Genomic DNA, 25,801 nt, shown 5'->3' on the forward strand with positions numbered 1-25,801 from the left:
GGAGGAAGTAGATGTATTCAGAAAATTCAAATGGTCAACAAGAAGATAATGATTTAAAATTTGTACCTTTAAATATTAGAGAACCATTTAAGAATAAAGACTCTAGTTGGTATCCAGAAATAGATACTAGCGCGCCAACTTTAAGTAACATATCTAATAATTTTATTATGGGTTTATCAGTTCCTGTAGATAATTCAAATTTAGAGGTGAGATCATTTAGAACCCTAGATTACTTGCCAAGAAATGAGATGAAAATGGGAAATCCAATGCAACAGGTTCTTGATGGGCAATTTAATAATAACCAAATGCTTGAGCAACAAATGAATAATCCTAACACTAATTCAAACAATATGAACCAGAATAATATGAATCCTAATATGATGAATCAAAACAATATGAACCAGAATAATATGAATCCAAATATGATGAATCAAAGCAATATGAACCCAAATAATATGAATCCCAATATGATGAATCAAAACAATATGAACCAGAATTATATGAATCCCAATATGATGAATCAGAGTAACATGAATCCAAACAATATGAATCCCAATATGATGAATCAAAGTAATATGAACCAGAGTAACATGAATCCAAACAATATGAATCCTAATATGATGAATCCAAATAATATGAGCAATTCATCTAATGCCAGTCCTATGAGTTTACAAGAAAAGCAGTTAAGTGAAGATGCTAGTTTTGATTTGGAATATCCATCAGAGACTCCAGGAGAAGAATTATTTTCTTATAATAATGCAGGGGGATGCAAAAATAAGGATTCAGAAAGAGAGAATACATTAAATAGTAATTTAAGTGCTGTAAATACTGTAAGTACTTTAAAGACTGTAAGTAATACAAATAACTTAAGTATAAACCCTGATAATGATGCTATTGTTGATGGATATAGTCATGAAAATCTTGACTATGAAGATTTTGAAATAAACTTAATTCACATGAAGCTGTTAAGAGAATTAAATGAAGATACTACTCATTCAAATTTCTTTAGGGGAGAAAGCTATAACTTACTTGAAGAGATAGATGAGATTTTTAATATTATTAAGAATGATGAAGATATTATAAATATTTTCAAGGCATATAATATGCCAGAACCTATTTATAATTTGGCAATCAATAAAATAATAAAAAGTACTTTAGAAAACACTACTTATAAGAGAGGTGAGTAAATATGTTATTTCGTCAAAACTTACCTAATTTACAGAGCAAAATAAGGTTTCTTCATGCTAATCCTTTTGCTCAAGCAGTAGATATATATTTAAGTGGAGAATTATATGGGAGGAACCTAAGTTTTTCTGATATTAGTTGTTATGAAATTATAGCAACTGGGGATTTTGAGCTACAAATATATAATTCAGGGACATATGATAGTCCTTTGTATACAAAGCAGATCAATATATTACCCAATACAAATTCCACAGTAAATATAGTTTCCTTAAGTGGAAGAATAGATACACTTATACTAAATGATGCAAATGTAAAAGGTGATCTATTAAGTTGTTTCTTAAGATTTATTCATTTATCACCTAATTCACCTCTTATAACTTTAGGATTACCAAATGATGTAAGCCTTTTTGGAAATGTAGAGTATTTAGAGACAACAGGATATTATCCTTTATCACCAGCTATTTATAATTTTAAGGTAAGCTTTGCTTCTGCAAGTGGATTATTTAAGTTTATAAGTGATAAAAAATTGGAGAATGGAAAATTCTATACAATATATATAATTGGATTATTAAATAAGAAACCTGGAATAGGATATTTATTAGTGGAAGATGGAAGAGATTCTTAGAATAGTTTATTGCTTAGAGATTAGAAAAATAGAAGTAGTGGCTGTCTGTGTGACAGTATCTATCAAAATAGAGATGGGGTTGCCTTATGGCAACCCCTAATTATTGTAATAATAGCTTAAGAGAAATTTAGTGGGAATACATATGACTAACTACAATTGTTAAAATCCCTAAGAATATTGAAAATAGGTAAACTTTATTATGCTTATATATTCTTGCTGTTGGTATTAATTCTACAAAGGCTATATAAAGCATTATTCCAGCTACCAAGGCAAAGGTAATAGCTAAAATTACTTCACTAATATAAGGTCTTAAAAATAGAAATGCTACTAATGCTCCTAGTGGTTCAGCAAGACCAGAGTAAAGTGTGTATTTAAAGGCTTGTTTTTTGCTTCTTGTAGAATAGTATATTGGCATTGCAATAGTTATACCTTCAGGAATATTATGAAGGGCTATGGCTAATGTCACATAAATACCTAGGGAAGTGTTTTGATATCCAGAGATAAAAGTTGCAACTCCTTCGGGAAAGTTATGTATTATTAAGGCTATCATTGATACTAAACCAACTCTATAAAGTTTTTCATTAGAATTTGTATATCTGTTAATTGATCCTTTAGGGTCATCAGGGATAAATTCATCTATTAAGTATGCGAGTAAGCTTCCTATTAATAAGAATAGACAAGATAAAATAATTCCTTTTAAACTTCCATGAGCTTTTGTTAATACTTCTTCAGCAGAAGCAAATAAATCAGTAAAAGATACTGTAATCATAACTCCAGCAGAATAAGCAAGGGAGAAAGTTATTAATCTATTATTTTTTTCTTTAGATAGAAACAATATAAAGGCTCCTATTACTGTAGATAATCCAGCAATTAATGACATGATTAATGGAATTAAGGATCTCATAATTAGTTTTTTCTCCTTTCGCTTTTATTTTTAGCTATTATTAAATATATTGTTTTTAAAAAATACTATGCAAAAAAGAGGAAATTTTATAAGATAAGAAAGAGATTAGAATAAGGTAGTTAATAATATAAGAGGAAGATTAAAATAGGATATTTAATAATATAAGAAAGAACCTTTATATAGGATTGGAGGGTAATATGATAGCTTACAAGATAGAGGAAAAGATTAATATGATTCCTTTAATTACAAAGGGAATGATAATTAATTCTAAGAATAGAAATTTTGAAACTATTAAATATGGGGATAGTATAAAGCAGTATTATAGATTTTTTAGAGGAAAAGAGAATAAAGCAACTATAGTATTTATTCACGGGGGTGGATGGTGGCACGGTAGTCCAAAGACTTCAAGTTATATAGGGAGTTTTTTTAATAAACTTGGATATAATGTTGTAATGGTTGGTTATAGACTTGTACCTCTATATAAATATCCAACTCAAATAAATGATGTATTTGAAGCTTTAAAGACTTTCATTAGTAATGAAAGTAGTATAAAGGATATTATTGTTATGGGATTTTCAGCAGGAGGAGAACTTGCTTGTAATTTAGTATATAACTTAAATAAGCAAGTTGAGTATGGTATTAATAAAGATCAGATAAAAGGATTAATTACTTTTGCTGGAGTACTTGATTTTAATAAATGTACTACTAAAAGGTCAATAGAACTAATAGAGTATTATATTGGGGATAATAAGGATTACTGGAATCCTATTGATTTAGTCAACTCAGAAGTTAATACAAAGGTTATGTGTATTCATGGAACAAAGGATCAGCTAATTGATATAGATAACTCTATTGCTTTTGTAGATAAGGTTAATGAATATGGGGATAATGCTAGACTAGTTACTATAAAAGGAAGACATCATTCAGATATTATGTCTTTATTTATTAATAAAGGAGAAAAGGAATCTAAGATAGTTTTAGATTTTATAGAAACAGTATGCAAGAAATAAAAGAAAGAAATTATTTATTAGACAATTTAAAGGTTATTTTAATATTTTTTGTAGTGTTTGGACATACAATTGAGTACTACATAAAGGATTCAAAGGTGCTAATGACTTTATATATCTTTATATATATTTTTCATATGCCATTATTTATATTTATTTCAGGATATCTTTCTAAGAACTTTTATAAGATGAAAAGAAAGGCCGTGAAAAATCTTTTAATTCCTTATATTATTTTTAATATGATTTGGTATACGGCAGTTTATATAGGCACTAAAAAGGCCATGTTTACAGTTATGTATCCAGGATGGACCTTATGGTATTTATTAAGTCTATTCTTTTGGAGAATCATTTTAAAATACATAGTTAAGATAAAGAATATAGTATTAATAAGTTTTATAGTAGGTATTATAGTAGGAGTAATCCCTGCAGTAAATGGATACTTATCTATATCTAGAACTATAGTATTTTTACCTTTCTTTCTTTTAGGTTATTACACTAAGGAAGAGCATTTTGAGAAACTTAAAAGTATTAATAAATTATTTGCTTTTATAGGAATAGCATTATTTTTATTTATAGCTATATTTGTAGTTAATTACAATATAGTCGATTATAAATTTCTGTATAATTCTTATTCATTTAGTTCATTAGAGGTTGGATTATTTAATGGATTACTATATAGAGGAATCTTATATATTTCATCAATTTTATTTGGTGCTTGTGTAATAATGCTAGTACCTAATAAAAAGCAAAGATATTCTAATATTGGTAAGGCAACAATGAATGTATATGTATTTCACATTTATTTAGTTATGCTTGTATATTTTTTTATACCTAAATGGAATATGGGTATAATTCAAAATATTTTAATACTATTAAGTCCAGTTTTAATTATTTATATTTTATCTAGAAAAAGAGTGAATAAGGTTTATGAAGGTATATTTTATCCTGTAAATAAGGGGATAGATACAGGGAAAAAGTCCTATAAATGGTTTAAAAGAAATTAAAATGGAAGAAAAATATTTACAAATATCAATCTTAGTACTATACTAGTGTATATACAGCAGTATAGTATTAAGGGGGATTCAATAATGGAAAGTAGAGAAAGAATTAGAAAGATGGTATTTGCAGCAGTTTTAACAGCAATAGCAATAATAATACCTGTACAATTTGGATTTTTAAAGGTAGTAATTGGACCATTTACTGCAACAATAGCATCACATGTACCAATGTTTTTAGCAATGTTAATATCACCATCTGTAGCAGTAGTTGTAGGAGTAGGATCAGCTTTAGGATTTTTCATTACTTCTCCTGCAGTAATAGCAGCAAGAGCAGCTACTCATATAGTAGTAGGATATGTTGGAGGAAAAATCATTGCTAAGGATAAGAATTTCAAAAAAGCAACATTAATAACTGCACCTATTCATGGAATCTTAGAAGGACTTATGGTTATTCCTTTTGGATACTCATTTTATCAAATTATAATAGTTGTTGCTTTAGGGACTATTTTACATCACTTTGTAGATGGAAGTATTTCTTATGCTTTAGCTACAGCTTTAGCGAAGGCTAGAAGAACAGAAGTATATAATGTTTTTTCTAACGAAGTAGCATAAGTGCTGGCGCACAATTAAGAATGGATAATGTATAATGGAGAATTAATAATTAGAAATATAGATTTTAGAAGGTAATTTCTTTAAAATTACTTTAATAAGAAAATATGTGCTGCTGCGCAATTAAGTGGATTAACTCGGCCAAGGCTGAGTTTTTTTGCTTTGTAGAAAATTATTTAGATGTTATTTTATAATCAAATTTATAAATTTTTATTTTAAAATGTATATAATTTCTATTGAGTGCTCAAAGGGAATAATAAAGAAGTTTATAAGAGTTATTTCTGTAATAATTTAATTTTATAATTCTAATTATGATATAATTAATTAAAGTAAATGATTACAAGGAGGAACTATGAATATAAAGGAAGTGCTTTCTGATAATCCTGTTATAGCAGCAGTTAAAAGTTTAAATGAGCTTGATATTGCTTTAGAAAGTAGTGTAGGAATTATTTTTATTCTATTTGGGGATTTAATCAATATAAAAGATATAGAAGAAAAAGTTAGAAATACTAATAAGCTATGTATAATACATATAGATTTAATAGAGGGTCTTGCATCAAGAGAAGTTTCAGTTAAGTATATAAAAGAAAGAACTTCATTTAAGGGGATTATTTCAACGAAGCCACAAGTAATTAGGGTTGCTAAAGCTTTAGGATTAATAGCTATTCAAAGGATGTTTATCTTCGATACATTATCCTTAAATAATATAAAAAATCATTTAGTAAAAGAGTGTGATGCTATTGAAATATTACCAGGGGTTATTCCTAAGGTAGTTACTAAAATTAAAGTCTCCTTAAATAAAGAGATAATTGTTGGTGGATTAATAGAAACCAAGGAAGAGGTTATTATGGCTCTTAATTCAGGAGCAACTTGTGTATCTACAACTAAAAAAGAAATATGGGAAGTTTAATATAAATAAGGGGTGTTTTTATGTCTAAATATATAGTTTCTTTAGATCAGGGAACTACTAGTTCTCGCGCTATTATTTTTGATAAGGAGCAAAATATATTAGGAGTAAGTCAAAAGGAAATAAATCAAATTTATCCCAAGAAAGGATGGGTTGAGCATAATCCTATGGAAATATGGGCTTCTCAATATGGAGTTCTTCAAGAAGCTATAGCTAAGGCTAATATAAAGGTATCTGAAATAGCAGCTATTGGGATAACTAATCAAAGAGAAACTACTATTCTTTGGGATAAGGCTACTGGCGAGCCAATTTACAATGCAATAGTATGGCAATGTAGAAGAACAGCAGATATTTGTGAGAAGCTAAAAGAAGATAAGGACTTTGTTGAATATGTAAGAGATAACACTGGACTTGTTATGGATGCGTATTTTTCTGCAACAAAGATAAAATGGATTTTAGATAATGTGGAAGGTGCAAGAGATAGGGCAGAAAGAGGAGAAATACTTTTTGGTACAGTTGATACTTGGCTTTTATGGAAACTAACAGAAGGAAAAATTCATGTTACAGATTATACTAATGCTTCTAGAACTATGCTTTATAATATAAAGGAATTAAAATGGGATTCTAGAATTTTAGAAAAACTAAATATACCAATTAATATTTTGCCAGAAGTTAAAAACTCTTCTGAAATATATGGTTATGCTGATATAGGTGGAAAGAATGGAGAGCTAGTTCCTATAGCAGGAATAGCAGGAGATCAACAAGCAGCTTTATTCGGACAAGGATGCTTTAATAAGGGAGATTCTAAGAATACTTATGGAACAGGATGCTTTTTACTTATGAATACAGGAGAAGAAATAGTAAAAAGTAATAAGGGTTTAATTACAACTATTGCAATAGGAATAGATAACAAAGTACAATATGCTCTAGAAGGATCTGTCTTTATGGGAGGAGCAATCATTCAATGGATTAGAGATGAATTAAGATTAGTAAATGATGCTCAAGATACAGAATACTTTGCAAAGAAAGTTGATGATAATGGTGGAGTGTATATAGTGCCAGCTTTCACAGGCCTTGGAGCACCTTATTGGGATATGTATGCAAGGGGAGCTATCTTTGGATTAACTAGAGGAGCTAATAGAAACCATATAATTAGGGCAGCTTTAGAAGCAATAGCTTATCAATCTAAAGATGTTTTAGATGCTATGGAAGAAGATGCAGGTTGTAAGATAAAAGCTCTAAAGGTTGATGGTGGCGCAAGTAGAAATGGATTACTTATGCAGTTTCAATCAGATATAGTAGGAGCTAAGGTAATAAGGCCTATAATTTCAGAAACTACAGCATTAGGCGCTGCATTTTTAGCAGGGCTTGCAGTTGGATTTTGGAAAAATAAAGATGAAATTGAAAGTAGTTTTTATATAAGTGAAGAATATGAGCCTAAGATTGAAATAGAAGAAAGAAACAAGCTATACAAGGGATGGAAAAAGGCTGTTGAAAGAGTAAAGGGATGGGAAGAGTAGACAGTTAACAATTGGCAGTTAACAATTAACAATTTAGGGGAAAACTCAGCTGTGGCTGAGTTTTTTATATTTTGGAGTTAGAGGTAAATAGTGAACTTAATTATTAAGTTTAAATCTTTAACTTATATCGATAAAGAAATTATTTTATAATAATTTTATATAGGATATGAGAGGGTTTGAAACTAGTTATTTTCAATATAAAGTGATATAATTTTTTATTAATGGAAATAGTTAGAATATCAAAGTAAGTTTGGAGGAGGAAGTATGGAAAATACATCACTTATATTAGAAGGCGGAGGAATGAGAGGAGTATATTCAGCAGGAGTTTTAGATTTATTATTAGATAGAAATATTGATATAAAATATTGTGTTGGTGTATCTGCAGGTGCATGTAACTGTGTTTCTTATATTTCTAAGCAAAAGAAGAGAAATTATAGAGTTAATATTAATTATATTAAAGATAAAAGATACTTAAGCTTCAGTAATTTAATAAAAACAGGGTCTGCCTTTGGGATGGATATGTTATTTGATTTGATACCAAATGAGCTAGAACCCTTTGATCATAAAACATTTATTGAATCAAATGCTAAATTTATAGTTGGTACTACTAATTGTGAAACTGGATTACCTGAATTTTATAATATCAAGGACTTTAATACTGATGGATATGATGCTCTTAAAGCTTCTATATCATTACCATTAGTTGCAAAAGTTATTAATTATGATAATAAAAATCTTTTAGATGGAGGAATAGCTGCTCCTATTCCAATTAAAAAGGCTATTGATGATGGAATAGAAAAACATGTAGTTATTTTAACTCAACATAAGGGATATAGAAAAAGTAAGACTAAAATGATGCCTTTAATAAAAAGAGCTTATAAGGATCATCAAGGTTTAATAAATGCAATGGAAAATAGATATAAGGTTTATAATGAAACTTTAGATTTATTAGATAAATTAGAAGCAGAAGGAAAATGCTTTGTAATAAGACCAAGTGCCCCTTTAGAAGTAAGTAGATTCGAAAAGAATAAAGAGAAATTAGATGCTATTTATAATCAAGGTTATAAAGATGCTGAGAAAATAGCAGAAGAATTAGTTAAGTTTTTAGAAAGCTAGTAAAGCTATTACACTATGGAAAGCGGATAATCAAATCAGGTGAGTAGTATAAGGAAAAGTTAAGACGTAAGCGGTAAGAGTTAAGAGAGTAGGAGAAAGCTACTAAGGAGTTTTTGAAATTAGAATTTTTATTTTTAGTAATTCTGAAGGAATTATATTAAAATGGATAATTGATAATGTACAATTGATAATTGAGGAGAAAACTCCTAAGGAGTTTTTATAATTAAAATATTTATTTACAGTAATTCCAAAGGAATTACATCAACAATTGTTAATTGACAACTGTTAATTATTAATTAAAAAAGAGGTGTTTTTAAAATGAGGATATTTCATATGGGTGACTGGCATATAGGTAAGCTTGTAAATGGATTTTATATGACAGAGGATCAAGAACATATTATAAATCAATTATATTTGGCTATTGAAGAAAAAAAGCCAGATGTATTAATAGTTGCTGGTGATCTATATGATAGATCAATACCTCCAGTGCCAGCAGTAGAGCTTTTAAATAATGCTCTTATAAAGATAGTTAAGGATTTAAATACTAAAGTCATTGCAATAGCTGGGAATCATGATAGTAATGAGAGGATAGAATTTGCTAGTTCTCTTTTGGATTCTTCTGGACTTTACATAAGTGGAAGTCTTAAAAAGAATATTGAAAAGGTAACTTTAGAAGATGAGTTTGGAAAGGTGAATTTTTATCCTATACCTTATGCTGATGTTCCATATATAAGAGATCTATTTCAGGATGAAGAAATAAAAAATTATGATATTGCAATGGAAAGAGTAGTTTCTAATATTTCCAAGGAAATAAACAGGGAAGAAAGAAATATTGCCATAGTCCATGGATATGTAACTAAGGTTAGTGAGGATAGTTATGAAGAGTTAGAAGTTAGTGATTCAGAAAAGCCATTATCAATAGGAGGTACTGAATATATAAGTTCTAAACATTTTGATATATTTAATTATACAGCTTTAGGTCATTTACATGGACCACAAAAAGTAGGTAGTGATAAGATAAGATATTCAGGATCTTTAATGAAATACTCTTTTTCTGAAGTTAAGCAGAAAAAGGGAATTACTATAGTTGATATTGATGAGAAAGGTGAAGTTAATATAGAATTTTGTCCTTTAAAGCCAAGAAGAGATTTTAGGGTAATAGAAGGAGAATTAAGCGATATAATTAAAGCATTTGATAAAGATGCTTTAGATAACGAAGATTATATAAAAGTAACATTAAAGGATAAGGGAGAAGTCTTAGATCCTATGGCTAAGCTTAGAGCACTTTATCCTAATGTTATGGAGCTTATTAGAGAAGAAAAGACTTTAAGAAATAATAATAAAAATGTAGCGTTAAATATAAAAGAAAAGTCAAAATTAACTTTATTTGAAAACTTTTATGAAGATATATTAGGAGAGAAGTCTTCTGAAGAAGAAATAAATATTATGGAATCAATAATTCAAGCTGCTGAAAAGGTAGGTGAGTAAGGTGAAGATAAAGAGATTAAAATTTAATGCTTTTGGACCTTATGCAACAGAAGTTGATTTAGATTTTGAAGAGAATTTAAATAATAAAAATATGTTTGTTATTACAGGTAATACTGGTGCTGGTAAGACTACTATTTTTGATGCTATTAATTTTGCATTATATGGAGAAGCAAGTGGTAGTGATAGAGATGGAAGAGCCTTTAGAAGTGACTTTGCAGATCCAACCTCTGATACTGAAGTAGAACTTTGGTTTTCTTTAAAGGGAAAGGATTACTATATAAAAAGAAATCCAAATTATTTTAGGGCAAAATTAAGAGGTGATGGTTTTACAGAACAAAAGGCAGGAGCTGAAATTAAATTTGATGATAAAAATATATCTGGGGCTAAAGAAGTTACAAGGTTAGTTGAAGATATATTAGGAATAACCTCTGAGCAGTTTAAACAGCTAGTTATGATTCCACAAGGTGAATTTAAGAAGCTTTTAAATGCAGATAGTGATAAGAAGGAAGAAATATTTAGGAAGATTTTTGGAACTAAGATTTTTTCTGATATACAGCAAAATATAAAGACTGAAGCTAATAACTTAAAGAAGGCTATAGAAAATATCCAAAGGGATAGAGAAAATAGAATCCGTGCTTTTTTATTTAGGGAAGATGATATTGATTTAAAAGCTTTAGTTTCTAATAAGGATTTAAATATTGATCTAATATTAGAAGGATTTTATGATTCAATTTCTAAAGATGAAAAAGATGAAAATATAATTAAAGAAAAGCTACAAAAAGTGAATGATGAAATAAATAAGTTATCTAAGGAATTGGCTTTGGCAAATGATATAAATAAAAAACTAGAAAATCTAGAAGTTTATAAGAAGGAATTTAATGATTTAACTTTATTAAAAGAAGAATATAGATGTAAGAATGATAAATTAAATAATGGTAAGAAAGCTATTACTGCCTTAAGCTATGAGGATAAGTATAAGGAAAAGAAGAATTATCTTTCTAAAAATGAAAAAGAATTAAATAGTAGTAATGAAAGGCTAAATAATTTTAAAATTTCCTTGGAAGAAGCAGAAAATCTGTTTAACCTTCAAGTAGAAAAGGAACCATTTAAAAATGAACTAATTAAAAAATTAGATGAGGTAGAGAATTTAAAAGCTAAGGCTTTAAATTATGAGGAAAATAAAGAAAAGTTAGATAATTATATTTTCGAAGCTAAAAAAATAAAGGAAGAAATTAAAAAATCTACAAAAAATAGTGAAGACAATAGTAAGCTTATAAAATCTCTTAATGAAGAATTAAGTAATATAAATAAATTTAAAGAAAATAGAAATTTATTAAAAATAGAAGAGCTTAATTTGAAAAATAAATTAGATAAGTTATATAAATTAAAAGAAGCAATAGAGAAATCAATAAGTGAAGAGCAAAGACATAGTAAGGGTGCAATTTATTACGAAAAGGCTGATAAAGACTATTTAAATAAAAAGGAAAACTATGAAAAGCTTGAAGATGCTTTTAGAAGAAATCAAGCAGGGATTTTAGCAAAATCCTTAAAGGATGGAGCTCCATGTCCAGTTTGTGGTTCTACAAATCATCCTATATTAGCTAAGCTAGAAACAGAAAATGTTACAGAAGTTTTGGTAAAAGAAGCAAAATCAATAAGTGATTTAGCTTATGAAAAGCGAGAAAAGTATTATAGGGAATTAACTAAGATAGTAACAGAAATAAATTCATTAAAAGAGAAATATATTAATCCTTTATATAAAGAAATCTTCTTAGAAGATATAAAGGATGAAACAGATAATCTTTTAGATAAGGTAAAAGAAGTTATTAGAGAAGATGAAACTAAGTTAAATAAAATAATTGAAGATTTAGTTAAAATTGAAACAGAACTATTAAAAGAAAGTAAGATTGTCCTTATGAAAGAAGAAAAAGAAAGAGATAATGAAGCTTTAAAGTTAGCTTTAGAAAAGTTAAATACTGAACTTTTAGAAAAAGAAGGAGAAGTAAAAACTCAAGAAGCTAATTTAAATAATATTTTAAAGGATTTTAAGGGTGAATTAAGAACAGTTTCAGCTTTAGATAAGGAAAAATTAGAATTAAATAAAGTTTTAAATGATTTAATAGAAGGTTATAAAAAAGCAGAAAAATATTATAAGGACAGTAAGTCAAACTATGATAAGGAAAATGGTAATAAGATATCCTTAGAAGCATTAGTAAAATCTAATAAGGAAGATTTAGATAAGGCTTTAGAAGATTTTAAAGAGAAGGTTTTATCATTAGGCTTTGAGGACTATAAGGATTATTCAGAAAAGAGAATAACGGAAGAGGAAATAGTAGCTTTAGAAAAAGATATTAATAATTTCAATATTAAGCTATCTAATGCTGAAAGAGTTTATAATATTGCTTTAGAGGATACAAAAAATCTGAAAATTCAGGATGTCAATTTCATAAATGAAGCATTAAGCGTTAAGAACGACAATAAGGAAAAAATAGAAAAGGTTGAAAAAGAAATATATTATAGAATAAATCAAAATAAAAAAATCATCGGTGAGTGTTTAAATTATAATAAGTTAATTGAAGATGATGAAGAAAAGTATAAAGTAGTAGGTAAATTAGCAAAGGTTATAAATGGAGATAATCCAAGGAAAATAAGTTTTGAAAGATATGTTTTAGCTGCTTATTTTGAAGATATTATTTCATCAGCCAATTTAAGATTTTCTCAAATGACTAATAATAGATTTGAATTATTAAGAAAAGAAGATATAGGTGATAAAAGAAAAGGTCAGGGGTTAGACCTTGAGGTATTTGATAATTATACTGGGAAGGCTAGAGATGTAAAGACATTATCAGGTGGAGAGTCCTTTAAAGCATCGTTATCTATGGCATTAGGTCTTGCTGATGTTGTTCAAAGGTATTCTGGAGGAATTCAGTTAGATACTATGTTTATTGATGAAGGCTTTGGAACATTAGATCCAGAGTCACTAGATAATGCTGTTGAATGTTTAGTAAACCTACAAAGTGATGGAAGAGTAGTAGGGATAATATCTCATGTTCAGGAATTAAAAGATAGAATAGAAGTGAAATTAGAAGTATCATCTACAAATAAAGGAAGTATTGCTATATTTAAAGTTTAAAAATAGGTTGCTAGAAAGCATCCTATTTTTTTATGTTATTGAGATCACCTACTCTTAGGTGTAAGAGAAATGCGTAATAGATATATAAAGGTCAAGTGGGAAGTTATGGTGTAATTTGTATGGAGGAATAGAGTGGCATAGTGTAGAAGTTTATAGGAGTTGAAGTTTTGTAATAAATAGTGTTTATATATAAGGTTCATGATATTCATATTAGCTTTTTGTCTGTACATAATTGAGAACTATAAAAGATCCATAAGATTAGATCTTAAAGGCTCTTTTATTATTATTTACAAAACAACAAAAATAGTTACAAACTTATTACGAATATTTACGAAATAGTAACAAAATATTAAAAATATTACAAAATAATACTAAATAGTATAATATAAAAATTGTTCTATAGACTAGTTGTAAAATTAAATTGAAGTAAAAAAAATCCATAGTGATTTTTCGTGTTAAAATTGAATTTGCTGAAACAATTCACGAAAGGAAATCACTATGGACACTAAAGAGAATATCACAAATACAAAGAAAAATAAACACTTAAGTTTACAAGAAAGGTGTTTTATCGAAATAAGATTAAAAGAAGGTTGGAGTGCTTACAAAATCTCTAAAAGTATTAACAGAACAATAAATACAGTGCTTAATGAAATTAAGCGTGGATCAGTAAAGCAAATAAAAAATGGAGTAGAGATTACAAGATACTTTGCAGAAGTAGGTGAAAGAGTATATTATCAAAATCGTGAAAATTGCAAGGGTAAATATAAACTTCTAAAATGCTCTAAATTTATAGATTATGTAACAAATAAAGTATTAAAAGATAATTGGTCATTAGATGCTTGTACCGGCGAAGCTTTAGCTTCTGCTCGTTTTAATAGTGATGAAATGGTCTGTACAAAAACACTTTACAACTATATAGACCTAGGATTTATAAAGATTAGTAATAGTGATTTGCCTATGAAGTTAAGAATTAATAAGCGTAAAAACATTGTTAGAGTTAATAGAAGAAAGCTTGGCAGAAGTATTGAGGAAAGAGATAAGACAATAGAGAAAGTATTGAGGAAAGAGATAAGACAATAGAGACAAGAGAAGAATTTGGCCACTGGGAGATAGATACTGTCGAAGGACTAAAAAATAAAAAAGATAATGTTCTTTTAACTTTAGTAGAAAGAAAGACACTAAATTCAATCCACAGGAAGATAGCTGCTAAGACAGCTGATGGGGTAGATGAAGCATTAAAAAGTATAAAAGATGAATTTGGTAGTAAATTTAGTGAAGTATTTAAAACAATAACTTCAGATAATGGATCTGAGTTTTCAAACCTTAGTAATATAGAAAATGATTGTTCTACTAAGGTCTATTTTACGCACCCTTATTCATCTTTTGAAAAAGGGTGCAATGAGAGGCATAATGGGCTAATAAGAAGATTTATTCCAAAATGAAAAGCTATATTCCAATATACTATCGATGAGATATCTCGTATTGAAGATTGGATTAATACTCTTCCTAGAAGAAAGTTAAATTATAAGACACCAGAAGCTCTCTTTTATTAATATCTAGATGATATTTATTCAATTTAACAAAAATAGTTCAATTTGATATTGCAATTTAGAAAATTGTTCTATATATTATGTAAAAAAAATTACAAAAATTGTCCGGTGTAAATTGTGGAAAAAAACTTACAAAACCTCTAACTTATATATTTTTTCATTATTATGTATGATTATTATTGTAAGAGGTGATTTATTGAGGGGGAAATAAATTGTTAAGCGGAAGAATGTTAAAAATAATCGATTATTTGCAAAGCAAAAAGGAAAGTACGTACAAGGAAATAGCATCCAGCTTAGATATAAAGGAAAGATATGTTAGATATGATATAGATAGAATTAATAGCATTCTAGAATATAATAAAATGCCATTAATTGAAAAACTATCAAAGGGAAGTATTGTTTTCCCTGATAATATTGATACTTCTATCTTAACTCAAGAAAATGATTTTATTTATTCTCAAGAAGAAAGAGTCTCTTTAATTTTACTTATTTTATTAATAGATAATCATAGACTAAAAATTAATAAAATAAGTTTAGATTTTCAAGTATCAAGATCAACAATAAAAAATGACATAACATTTCTAGAAAATAAATTATCTGAAAATAATATAAAAATTACTTATACTGATCATTTTTTTCTAGATGGATTAAAAAATAATAGAGTAGCTTTAGTTAATAATGAATTTAAAAAGTATGTACATTTACTAAAAGGTGAAAAACTAACTTTAAATGCTTTTGAATCTTATGCAGTAGATGTTATAGAAAGGGCCTTTGAAGGAATTATATTAAAGGATGTAATTAAATGGATAGACAAGCTTCTTGAAAATATGAACTGTATTTTAGCAGATGATGTTTATAAGTGGTATGTTTCAAATGTATTTGTAGTTATTTGGTTTATATTGAAAGGGAAAGAAAATCCATTAGAATCAACAATAAACAATCATTATTCTGATAGGTATGATGACTTTATAAGTGATTTAGAAGCAATTATAAAAATAAAAATAGATCAGAAAAAACAAAAGGTACTTATTAGATTAATAAACTATATTAATAATGATGTTGGTTTAGATGGAGACATAGACTTGATTTATATTGAAACAATGGTATCAAATTTAATTGAAGCTATATCAAAAGAAATGGATATTGACTTTAATAAGGATAATATATTAATAGATGGATTATTAAATCATATTATACCTTTAATGAAGAGGGTTACTGGAAGAGTAAACCTTTGCGATGAAGTATTTTCAATACTTCCTGAAAAAGATATAGATGTATTCTATGCGGTTTCAAAAGTTATTAAAGAGATTGACGGATTGAAGGAAATTAATAATTATGATGAAATAGCCTATCTAACTATACATTTTATTGCAAGTATAAGACGTATAACAAAGACATCAACAAAAAATATATTATTAGTTTGTGGACATGGTTATGGAAGTACTACTATGCTAAAGGAATCTTTATTGAATGAATTTCAAGTAAACGTTATAGATACAATACCAGTATATAAATTGAGTACTTATAGTAACTGGCGAAATATAGATTTTATAATATCTACAGTAAAAATAAATGTTCAAAATAAAATAGAATGTTTAATAGTTAATCCAGTATTATCAGATAAAGATTATACAAATATTGAAAAGAGTGGAATAGAGAGAAAAAAGATAATATCTAGTTGCAATGTTATAAGAGAAAAATTAAATTTTCTAGATGAAGTAGATAAAATGAAAGTTCTTGATATTATTAAAGAAGAATTTGGATATCAAATTTCAATTACACCATCAAAGATCAATAAACTTAGCGATCTATTATCTGATAATTGCATTGACTTTTATGAAGAAAATATGGAATGGAAAGTAGCTGTAAAAGAGGTAAGTAAACTACTTGAAAAGGAAAACTATATAGATGAAAGCTATGAAGAAGATATAATTAATACAATGGAGAGTGTTGGATTTTATTCAGTTACAGACAATAGTTTTGCATTATTACATGGAAGAGGCACTACTGGGGTTTATAGAAGTTGTATTAGTCTAATAGTTAGTAAGGAATTTATAGAATTTGGTGATAAGAAAGCAAAAGTTATTTTTTGTTTAGCAAGTAAAGATAGAAAAGAACATATTCCAGCCATTATAGTTTTAATGAGAATGATAAAAAACACGAACTTAATTAATAGATTAGAAAAGGCGAATTCATTAAATGAAATTAAAGAAATAATAAGAAAATCAGAGTTGGAGGTAACTTTATGATGGAATCAATTATACAGAAAGAATGCATTATATTTGATATAGAAGAAAAAGAAAAGAATGAAGCAATATTAACATTAGTAAAGAGGTTGAAAGAACAAGGTGCAATAACTACTACAGATAAGTTTTACGAAGATGTCCTTGCAAGAGAAAAATTATCTCCAACTTCAATAGGAAATGATATTGGACTTCCACATGGTAAGACAGAAAACGTTTTGAGACCAGCTATTTGTTTTGGTAGGTTGAAGGATAAAATTTTATGGAATCCTGAAACAGGGGAATTAGCTAATATAATAATTTTAATAGCTGTTCCAGGGAATGATGAAGAAAATACTCATATAAAAATAATATCAAGATTAGCTAGACAGCTAATGCATAAGGAATTTATTGATAAGTTATTAATTAGTGATAAAGAAGAAATTTTTAATATGTTAAGGGAAGGATTAGGTGAATAAAATGAATTGGAAAAAAAGTTTATCAGATTTAAAGAGACATACGCTAACAGGAACATCACATATGATTCCATTTATAGTTGCAGGAGGAATATTATTTTCTCTATCAGTAATGTTAAATGATGTTCCTGCAACTCCAACAGAAGGATGGCTAGCAGGATTAGCACAAATAGGTTTAGCAGGATTAACATTATTTATACCAGTTTTAGGTGGATATATTGCATATTCTATTGCTGATAAGCCAGGACTAGCACCAGGTATGTTAGGTGCATATTTAGCAAAAGAAGTTGGGGCTGGATTTCTTGGAGGAATGATTGCTGGATATATAGCTGGGGTTGTTGTAAAGCAATTAAAAAGAATTAAGCTTCCTACTTCATTAAAATCATTAGGATCAATATTCTTATATCCTTTATTCGGTACTTTAATTACAGGTGGTATTATTATTTGGGTAATAGGAGCTCCAATTGCAGCTCTTATGACTGGATTAACAGATTGGTTAGCAGGATTAGGTGATATCGGTAAAGTACCGCTAGCAACTATTTTAGGTAGTATGACTGCTTTTGATATGGGAGGTCCAATAAATAAGGTTGCTACATTATTTGCTCAAACTCAAGTAGACACATTACCATACTTAATGGGTGGTGTTGGTGTTGCAATTTGTACACCTCCAATAGGAATGGGATTAGCTACATTATTAGCTCCTAAAAAATATAATACTGAAGAGAAAGAAGCTGGTAAAGGTGCTTTATTAATGGGATGTGTAGGAATTACAGAAGGTGCAATACCATTTGCAGCTAATGATCCATTGCGTGTTATACCATCTATTATGGTTGGAGCTGCAGTTGGGAATATTATTCCATTCTTATTTGGAGTTTTAAATCATGCTCCTTGGGGTGGACTTATAGTGTTACCAGTTGTTGAAGGAAAACTTGGATATATAATAGGTATAGTTGTTGGATCTTTAGTAACAGCGATAATGGTTAATTTATTAAAGAAAACAAATAAAGATAGTGAAGTTAAAGTAGAAGAAGAAGATTTTGATTTAGAATTTGAAGAAGTTTAAAAGGAGTTGTAAAAATATGAAAATTGTAGGAGTTACATCTTGTCCCTCAGGAGTTGCACATACTTATATGGCAGCAGAAGCATTAGTTTTAGCAGGTAAGAATCATGGAGTTGAAGTAATTGTAGAGACTCAAGGAGGATCAGGAATAGAAAATCAATTAAAGAAAAAAGATATTGATGAAGCAGTGTGCGTAATATTAACAAATGATGTTTCTATAAAAGGTGAAGAAAGATTTAAGGGAAAGAAAGTTCTAAGAATGGGGGTATCAGATGTTATAAAAAAAGCTGATGCTATAGTAACAAAAATAGTAAAGACATTCAAATAATAAAAAGTCATATAAGGATTACACTTAAATATTAAAAGAGAGCGACAGTAGATATATTTACATAAAAATAATTTATCTACTGTCTTTTATTTAATCAATATATAAATATTTACGTGGAATTATAAATTTATTATGAAAGGATTGAGTGGTTATGGGAAAAAAATTTTTAGCATCATTATTAGCTTCATTTATGCTTGTAACAATGCTTCCTACAAATAGAATTACAGTTAATGCAGCAGTTTTTGATAAAAATTTAACTACAAACGCAAATACAAAGCCAGAAAAAGAAATGCTATTTGAAACATCTTTTGAAGAGAATGAAGAGGATAAGGAATTTTTAAATTCTACTATTGATGAAAAAAAGGGAAGCAACAATGTATTGGGGCTACCAAAAGAAGTAGTTATTGACGGAAGTATTAATAATGAAATAATTTTATCTAGTATTAAATCAAGTCCAAGTTTTAATGATAATGAAATTGCAGAAAACTTATTTGATGATTCAGTTAATACAAAATTTTTAGTTAATGATAAAAATGGTGTAAATAGTACAAATCCTGCTTGGGTGTCATTTGAAGTTAAAGAGAAAGTATTAATTGATAGATATCAGATTGCAGCAGCAAATGATGCTCAAGAACGTGATCCAAAGTCTTGGAAATTACTTGGATCCAATGATGGAGAAAAGTGGGATATTTTAGATTCTCAAAGCAATCAAACTTTCTCAACTAGATTCGAAAGAAAAGAATACAAAATTAATAATTCTGTAGAATATAAATACTTTAAATTGGAAATTACTGAAATTTATAAATCCAATGGAAACATGGTTCAATGGTCGGAGTTAAACTTAGGTACTGGAATAAAAGAAGATGAAGAAACAGCTAACAAAATGACAACAGTAATCACTAAGGGACCTTCAGAAACATGGAATCAAGCTTCAGGAAAGGGGTGGACTGGAAGTAAAGCAGTTGAAGTAGCAGGAGTTCATGAAGGGAATGAAAGAGCTTATTCCTATAATGTAATTTATAAGGATTTAAATATTAAAGTAAGTGAGGATACAAATTTAAGCTATACTATTTTTCCAAGTATGCTTGATGAAAGAGATTATGATTATGAATATACTCAAATGCATATTGCAGTTGATGTAGAATTTAGTGATGGCTCATTTTTAAGTGATCTAAATGCAATAGATCAATATGATACTAAGTTAAATCCTCAAGCACAGGGAGATAGTAAAATACTAACAACAAATCAATGGAACTATATAGCAAGTAATATAGGTAGTGTAGCAGACGGAAAGATAATTAAGAATATTTTAATTGCATATGACAATAATGAAAATCCAAAAGAAGATAATGCAAAATTTAAGACATATATTGATGATTTAAAAATTTATAATGAAGAATCAGTTACTGTTACTCATAAATCAGACTACGTTAATATATTACGTGGGACAAATGATTCGCCAAGTTTTTCTCGTGGATTAACAGTACCAGCAGTAACAATGCCTCATGGTTTCAATTTTTTTGTACCAGCAACCAATTCAAATGATAATAAAATTTATAATTATCAATTAGAGGGTAACTCGCTAAAACATATTACTATTTCTCATGAACCATCTTACTGGGTTGGAGATCGTGGAACATGGCAATTTATGATAAATACCTCAATTGATGCTACAAAAGTAACTAATGGAGATCAAATAAATGCATCCGCACGTCAAGCAGAGTTTACTCATGAAAATGAAACTGCAAAAGCACACTATTATTCAGTAAACTTTAATGAAGGATCAAATGCAAGCAATTCTAAAATGGAAGTTACTCCAACTGTACATGGGTCAGTTGTAAAATTCACATTTGATAAAGACTCCCAAAATAGAAATATAATATTTGATTCTACAAGAGCAAATGGAACATTAGAATTTAATGATGATGGGACATTTGAAGCATCAAGCAATCACAATAGTAATGGTATGGAAACTATGTATATTTATGGTGAATTTTCTGAAAAGCCAGATTATACAAGTACTCAAAATACTAAACAAGGAATAGCAAGCTTTAATAGTGAAGTTGTTGAAATGAAACTTGCTACTTCATTTATAAGTATTGAACAAGCAAAGAAAAACCTTGAACTAGAAATAACTAATACTGATAATTTTGATTCAATTTTTACTAAGGCTCAAGATACTTGGGATGATACATTAGATATGATAGATGTTAAAGGTGCAAGCAATGATCAATTAACAACATTATACTCTAATTTATATAGATTGAATGCTTATCCTAATCTATTATCAGAAAATACAGGAACTAATGATAATCCAACTTGGGAATATAGATCACCATATGGAGATCATGATGTAGTAGAGGGAAAATTATATTATAATAATGGTTTCTGGGATACTTATCGTACAGCCTGGGCTGCATATGCACTATTTACACCAGAAAAGGATACTGAATTATTAAATGGTTTAGTTCAACATTATCTTGATCAAGGTTATGTACCAAGATGGATAGCTCCAGGTGGAACTAATTCAATGGTTGGTACAAGTTCTGATGTTATATTTGGTGATGCTATTGCAAAGGGAATAGACTTTGATTGGCAAAGTGCTTATGAATCAGCAATTAAAAATGCAGCAGTTGCAGTTGATTCTTCAAATTTAACAAATGGTGGGCGTGCACAATTAAATAAATCTATTTTTGAAGGATATACAGCACACAACTTACAAGGTGAAGGTTTCTCTTGGTCAATTGAAGGTTATATAAATGACTATGGAATTTATAAACTTGCAGAAAAATTAGGATATGAAGATGAGGCAGAGTATTATTTAAATAGAGCATTAAATTATTCTAGATTATTTAGTTCTACAGGTGATACAGTAAATGATAAATGGTTAAGAGGAAAAAACTCTAATGGAGATTGGTCATATTCAGATGAAGATTTTAATCCATTCTTCTGGGGCGATGATTATACTGAAACTAATGCATTTAACATGTCAGTTTCTGTAACACAAGATGCACAAGGTTTAGCTAATTTATATGGTGGAAGAGATGCTCTAGCTGAAAAGCTTGATACGATTTTAGAAACTAATGGAGATTATTGGGGATATGGAGCTGTAGAAAGCGTAGGTGGTATTCATGAACAAAAAGAAGCAAGAGAAGTTAAATTAGGACAATATGGACATTCAAATCAACCTTCACATCATATTCCATATATGTATAATTACGCTGGGCAACCATGGAAAACTCAAAAATATGTAAGAGATATATTAGACAGATTATATGTTGGAAGTGACTTTGGACAAGGTTATATTGGAGATGAAGATAACGGTGAGATGAGTGCATGGTATATATTCTCTGCACTAGGTTTCTATCCAGTATCAATGGGAAATGATGAATATGCAATTGGTTCGCCATTATTTGAAGAAATGACAGTTCATTTAGAGAATGGTAATAGTATTACAGTAAAAGCTAATAACAATAGTGATGAAAATATTTATATTCAATCAATGAAATTAAATGGGGAAGATTATAATAAAAATTATTTAAAACACTCAGATATTGCCAATGGTGCTATAATTGAGTTTACTATGGGAAATACACCTAATATAAATTGGGGTTCAAGTGAAGATTCTTTACCTACATCAATTACAAAGAATGATGAGATACCAAATCCATTAGAAGATGTAACTATAACAAGTGTAAAAGAAATTGATGAACCATCTCAAGATGTATATTCTGACAGTGTTTATTCAAATGTAAAAGATATAAGAAATCTTTTTGATAATGATTCTAATACTTCAGCAATGTTAAATGATACTGGTAATAGTGAAATTATTTATAACTTCATTAAACCAACAAAAGTAAGTATGCTTACATTAACATCAGGTAGAACTGGAGAGGCTCCTAGTGCTTATAAATTAAGTGGAAGTAATGATGGAACAGAATGGGAAGTTGTTGATGAAAGAAGTAATTTAGAATTTCAATGGCAGCGTTATACTAGACCATTTAAATTAAAAGAAGAAAAATCATTTACAAAATATAAATTAGAATTAGTAGGTGGTACAGCTTTATCAGAAATAGAGTTATTAGGACAAGAAGGAGATACTTCTGGAATTGATGTAAATGTATTAAATAAATTAATTATAAGCGCAAGAACAATTGATCAAAGTAATTTACCACAAGCTGGTAAAGATCTATTGAATGATGCAATTAAAAATGCAGAAGCTGTTGCTAATAATGAAAATTCTACTCATGATGAAATTGTTAATCAATATAATGAATTAAATAGCGTTATTAGAAGAATCAATTCTATAAAAATAGCTAAAGATCGCTTAGAAGCAGAAGATTTTAGCGCAGCACATTCAAGTATTGTAAATGATGGAGAAAATATTGGTGGAGTAAAGAAAGATACTTGGGTTAAATACAATGATATTAGCTTTGATGGAAATGAAGATAGTTTAGAAATCTATTATTCTGCTCAAGAAATGGATGCTGGTGGATATATTGAATTGCATATAGATAGCATGGATAGTGAAGCGTTTGCAAAAATAGATGTACCAGTAACAGGTACTGATTGGAATAATTATGTTCTTGTAGAAGGTGATTTACTAAAGAATATCGAAGCAGGTTTACATGATGTATATTTAGTATTTAAGAATGATACAGAGAAAGCATATGTATCTAATGTAGATTACTTCAGATTTGGTAATAAAATAGATGCAGATATAACTAAAATTGGTGAAGGAAATATAATTAAAGGAAATGGATATGAGGGTAGACCTTATACAATGACTTTTGATGGAGACGTAAGATATGTATTTGTTAATGGTGTATCAGTAGATTTTGATAAGGAAAATAAATCATATACATTAGATAATTTAGAACCTGACACTAAGATTGTTGTTGTATTCGGAGAATTAGTTCCTTACGAAATTACAACTGAAGTTCAAGGTGGAAAAGCTGATGTTGAGATAAATAAAAATCAAGCAGTAGGATATGAAGAAATAACATTGAAAATTAAAAACATCGAAGAAGGAAAACTTTTATCAAAAGTGAAATTTAATGGAGAAGAGGTACAAGTTCCAAATTCTAGTGAAGGTGTTTATACTATTAAATTAATAATGCCATTTGAAGATTCTAAAATAGAAGTTATTCTAGAAGATAAAATAGAAATGCTTAATATTAAAGTTAATCAATCAGAGCATGGAATGGTTACTACCACAGCAATAGATAATAAAATAACTAAAGGAGAGGATTTAATAATTAATATAACTCCAGAAAGTGGCTATAAGTTAGAAGCATTAGTTATAAATGGAGAAGATGTAACAAGTTCAGTAAAAAATGAAATGCTATTGTATAAATCAGTAATGGAAGATTTAGAAATTAGCGCTACATTTGTTATAGATACAAATAAAGAAAGCATAATTCAAATGATTACAGCTGCAAATAAAGTAATAGAAAAAGGATTATTAGAGGGAGTTGACAAAAGTATTGTTGATGAATTTAATAAGGCTTTAGAAAATGCAATTAAAGTAAATGAAGATAAAAATTCAACACAACAAGAAATTGATGAAGCTGCTAATGCTTTAAGGGTTTCAATTGAAAATGTACTTGACTTTGAAAGAGTTGATAAGGAAGCATTAATAGCATTAATAGAAAAAATTAATGGATTAGATGAAAAAGAATATATATCTGGAACTTGGAATAAGCTACAAAAGCAATTGGAAATTGCAAATAAAGTAGTTGCTGATGAAAATGCTTTAGGAAAAGAAGTGACTAAAGCCTATGAAGATTTATTAAAATCGTTCTTAGAATTAAGATTAAAACCAAGTAAGGAAAAGTTAGAAGAGTTAATAAATAAGGCAGAAAGCGTTGATAGAGATAATTATACAGAAAAGAGCTTGAAGGCTTTAGACAAGGCTTTAGCAAACGCAAAAGAAGTATTTTTAGATGAAGAAGCAACAGAAAAAGAAATTGCTAAGGTTGAAAAAAATTTAGAAGTTGCTTTAAATAGCTTAGTTGAAAAAGATAATAATGAAGATAAGCCAGGTAATGGAGACAATAACGGAAATGAAAGCAACAATGGAAATAATAATGGAAATAACGATGAAAATAATGAAGGTAAGACAAACAATGGAGGAAAACTACCTAACACAGGTGGAACTTCAGCAGTTGCAACAGGATTAATAGGTTTAGCGGTAGCAGGATCAGGAGTAGCTATATTCAAGAAAAAAAATAGAAGAAAGTAATATTAAACAGTATATATATTAGCAAATAGAATTTTTGGAATTAGCAAACACTATAAAATATTAAGTGGCAATATCAAAATGAATATTTATACTATACTAAATGAAAGAGGTTTCTTAAATAGGAAACCTCTTTTGGATTTAAATGGTGAATAACTTAGAGGTGTTTCTTGATAGATGGAAATTTATAAAAAAAATACCTAATTTACTTGGTAAAAGTTATGAAAAAAAAGTTACAAAATCTATAACTTACAAACGTAATATTTTACATATATAATTATTATTGCTATAAGTGATTTATTCAAAATAGAATAATTACTAAGTGATGAATGGTGGAAGAGTCGATTATTTGTAATACAACAAAAGAAAACGATATCTTTAATTTTGATAAATATAATATCTTTTATGTAATTAATATATAAAGTTATATAG

Annotated in this window: 16 protein-coding genes and 1 pseudogene; 16 read left to right on the top strand and 1 reads right to left on the bottom strand. The window is 28.3% G+C overall.

The genetic code is table 11. From position 1 onward, the window contains the following. The first annotated feature begins 11 nt into the window (after window positions 1–11). The gene (locus tag E5347_RS00185; RefSeq protein WP_136003363.1) at window positions 12–1,187 is read left to right on the top strand and encodes a hypothetical protein; all 1,176 of its coding nucleotides are present in this window, start codon (window positions 12–14) and stop codon (window positions 1,185–1,187) included. 2 nt (window positions 1,188–1,189) lie between these two features. Beyond that, complete coding sequence (locus tag E5347_RS00190; protein ID WP_136003367.1) at window positions 1,190–1,810, top strand: DUF4397 domain-containing protein; 621 nt, start codon at window positions 1,190–1,192, stop codon at window positions 1,808–1,810. Window positions 1,811–1,937: 127 nt separating this feature from the next. Here the strand turns inward: E5347_RS00190 and zupT are convergent, their stop codons facing one another. Beyond that, entirely contained in the window at window positions 1,938–2,714 is a 777-nt protein-coding gene (gene zupT / locus E5347_RS00195) for a zinc transporter ZupT (protein ID WP_136003370.1), read from the bottom strand. Window positions 2,715–2,911: 197 nt separating this feature from the next. Here zupT and E5347_RS00200 point away from each other — a divergent pair, with 197 nt between their 5' ends. From E5347_RS00200 to E5347_RS00265, 14 genes and pseudogenes are all read left to right on the top strand, one after another. Continuing rightward, complete coding sequence (locus E5347_RS00200) at window positions 2,912–3,724, top strand: alpha/beta hydrolase (RefSeq protein WP_136003373.1); 813 nt, start codon at window positions 2,912–2,914, stop codon at window positions 3,722–3,724. Further along, window positions 3,712–4,725 (top strand): acyltransferase family protein, encoded by a 1,014-nt coding sequence (locus tag E5347_RS00205; protein ID WP_136003375.1) that lies wholly within the window; start codon window positions 3,712–3,714, stop codon window positions 4,723–4,725. Before E5347_RS00200 ends, E5347_RS00205 begins: the two co-directional genes overlap by 13 nt. A gap of 84 nt (window positions 4,726–4,809) precedes the next feature. Then, entirely contained in the window at window positions 4,810–5,331 is a 522-nt protein-coding gene (locus tag E5347_RS00210; protein WP_136003377.1) for an ECF transporter S component, read from the top strand. 349 nt (window positions 5,332–5,680) lie between these two features. Continuing rightward, a complete protein-coding gene (locus E5347_RS00215) occupies window positions 5,681–6,238 on the top strand; it encodes a glycerol-3-phosphate responsive antiterminator (RefSeq protein WP_136003378.1) in 558 nt (185 codons plus the stop codon). A gap of 20 nt (window positions 6,239–6,258) precedes the next feature. Next, window positions 6,259–7,755, top strand: coding sequence for a glycerol kinase GlpK (gene glpK / locus E5347_RS00220; protein WP_136003380.1), 1,497 nt, complete (start codon window positions 6,259–6,261; stop codon window positions 7,753–7,755). Between the two features lie 264 nt (window positions 7,756–8,019). Next, a complete protein-coding gene (locus E5347_RS00225; protein ID WP_136003382.1) occupies window positions 8,020–8,871 on the top strand; it encodes a patatin-like phospholipase family protein in 852 nt (283 codons plus the stop codon). Between the two features lie 318 nt (window positions 8,872–9,189). After that, window positions 9,190–10,359 carry an exonuclease SbcCD subunit D gene (locus E5347_RS00230; RefSeq protein WP_136003384.1) on the top strand — a complete coding sequence of 390 codons (1,170 nt, stop codon included), beginning with the start codon at window positions 9,190–9,192 and terminating at the stop codon, window positions 10,357–10,359. A gap of 1 nt (window position 10,360) precedes the next feature. Further along, the gene (locus E5347_RS00235) at window positions 10,361–13,492 is read left to right on the top strand and encodes an AAA family ATPase (protein WP_136003386.1); all 3,132 of its coding nucleotides are present in this window, start codon (window positions 10,361–10,363) and stop codon (window positions 13,490–13,492) included. A 498-nt stretch (window positions 13,493–13,990) separates the two neighbouring features. Beyond that, window positions 13,991–15,045: pseudogene (locus E5347_RS00240) on the top strand (IS30 family transposase). 209 nt (window positions 15,046–15,254) lie between these two features. Beyond that, complete coding sequence (locus tag E5347_RS00245) at window positions 15,255–17,291, top strand: BglG family transcription antiterminator (protein ID WP_136003388.1); 2,037 nt, start codon at window positions 15,255–15,257, stop codon at window positions 17,289–17,291. Further along, the gene (locus tag E5347_RS00250) at window positions 17,288–17,743 is read left to right on the top strand and encodes a PTS sugar transporter subunit IIA (protein ID WP_243109693.1); all 456 of its coding nucleotides are present in this window, start codon (window positions 17,288–17,290) and stop codon (window positions 17,741–17,743) included. The genes E5347_RS00245 and E5347_RS00250 overlap by 4 nt, the downstream gene beginning before the upstream one ends. Before the next feature lies 1 nt (window position 17,744). Further along, on the top strand, window positions 17,745–18,803 hold the full coding sequence (locus tag E5347_RS00255) for a PTS fructose transporter subunit EIIC (protein ID WP_136003390.1): 1,059 nt from the start codon (window positions 17,745–17,747) through the stop codon (window positions 18,801–18,803). 16 nt (window positions 18,804–18,819) lie between these two features. Then, a complete protein-coding gene (locus E5347_RS00260; protein WP_136003391.1) occupies window positions 18,820–19,128 on the top strand; it encodes a PTS fructose-like transporter subunit IIB in 309 nt (102 codons plus the stop codon). Between the two features lie 151 nt (window positions 19,129–19,279). Beyond that, complete coding sequence (locus tag E5347_RS00265) at window positions 19,280–25,372, top strand: GH92 family glycosyl hydrolase (RefSeq protein WP_136003393.1); 6,093 nt, start codon at window positions 19,280–19,282, stop codon at window positions 25,370–25,372. Window positions 25,373–25,801: the final 429 nt, after the last annotated feature.

The organism is Clostridium sartagoforme (assembly GCF_004794105.1).
Taxonomy (GTDB): domain Bacteria; phylum Bacillota; class Clostridia; order Clostridiales; family Clostridiaceae; genus Clostridium; species Clostridium sartagoforme_B.